The sequence below is a fragment of the Streptomyces katrae genome (assembly GCF_000966975.1).
In the GTDB taxonomy this organism is placed as follows: Bacteria; Actinomycetota; Actinomycetes; order Streptomycetales; family Streptomycetaceae; genus Streptomyces; species Streptomyces katrae.
Map to the genome: position 1 here is coordinate 1 of NZ_JZWV01000824.1, position 1470 is coordinate 1470.

Genomic DNA, 1470 nt, shown 5'->3' on the forward strand with positions numbered 1-1470 from the left:
TCCGCGTGCACGGCGACGGGGCCGGCCCTGCGGTCGCGGCCGGTCGTGCCGGGGCGGGCGGGTACGCCACCGCCCCGGGCAGCCCGGCCCAGGCCGCCGCCGACGCGCGGGCCCTGGAGGCCCGGCTCGGGCCCGCCGGGGACGGCGGCCCGACCGCGTTTTCCGCGCTGCTGGCCGGTACGGCCGCGCACCGGCTGCTGTGCGCGGCCGCCGGGCTGCCGGACCCCGCGGCCGAAGGCGGGGACGAGCGGCTGCTGCCCGGGCTGCCCGCCGTGCTCCTCGCCGACGCCCGCCCGCTGCGCGCCGACTACCGCACCTGGCTCGGCCCCGAACGTCTCGACCCCGACCGGCGCACCGGCCTGGCGCCCGCCCGGACCCTGGGCGAGGCGCTGCGGCGGCTGGACGCCCTCGGCGACGGGCGCTGCGGGATCCTGCCGGGGCCGGAGCCGTCCGACCTGGGGCAGCTGCCCGTCCCGCTGGCCGCCTGCGCCCTGCCCGGGGAACGGCTCACGGGCGGGGCGCCCCGGCTGGACCTGGCCCGCCTGGAGCTGTTCTGCCGTGCCGCGGAACTCTCCTTGGGGGAGGGGCGGTTCACCGTCGGGGCGAACCCCGCGCACGCCCGGGGCCGGGCCCTGCGGGCGGCGGCGGCCCGCCGGGCGGGAGGGGCCGCGGTGTCCGAGGAGGCGTGGTCGGCGCACCCGCAGGCCCGCCACTGGTGGGCCACCCTCACCGCCCGCCTTGGCGTACCGGCCCGGCTGGAACTGGTCCGGGCCGCCCCGCACGAGGAGGTCTACCGCGCGGTGGTGCACGGGCTCCTCCCGTCCCCCGTCGCACCCGGCCCGGCCGGGGTCCCCGGCCCTCGGGACCCGGGCCTGCCCGGCGACCCCGACACCGTCGCGCCGGGAGGAGCCCGGGCGGCCGGACCGGCCGGTGCCGGGGTGCTCGGCGAGGCGGTCGAGGCGACCCCGGGCGACGCGGTGGCCTTCGCCGCCCTGGCCGCCGCAGCGGCGGTGTCGGCCGCTGCCGGCGCCCCGGCCGTCCCCGCCGAACCAGCCCTCCCGGCGGCGGGAGCGGTGCGGGTACCGCCGTCGGGCGGGGCCGTCGCGCCCCTGGCCGCGGCCGGTGCGCGGATCGCCGCGTGGGAGGACACGGGCTGGACCAACGGTTGGATGGCGGACGTGGCCGCACGCGAGGAACGGTTCCAAGCCGCGCTGCACCGGCTCACCGGAGCCTGCCTCCACGCTCCCCGAGGCCTCTCCGGGGGCCCCGGCCCCGCCGGGATCCCCGCCCCCAGTGAACTCGCGACCCGGCTGCGGGCGTTCGGCTACACCGTGCTCGACTCCGGCCCCGAGGAGGCCCGATGACCGACACCGGCCCCCTGGGCCCCCTCCCCGTGCCGGTGCTCGGGGCCGAGGCCGCGCTCGCCGCCACCGCAGGGCCGGCGGTGGTGCTGCTGGAGCGGTGGACGCC

1 pseudogene is annotated in these 1470 nt (G+C 82.0%); it reads left to right on the plus strand.

Annotated elements, in window-relative coordinates:
* Positions 1 to 1364: pseudogene (locus VR44_RS27320) on the plus strand (hypothetical protein); the annotation flags it as partial.
* Between the last annotated feature and the right edge of the window lie 106 nt (positions 1365 to 1470).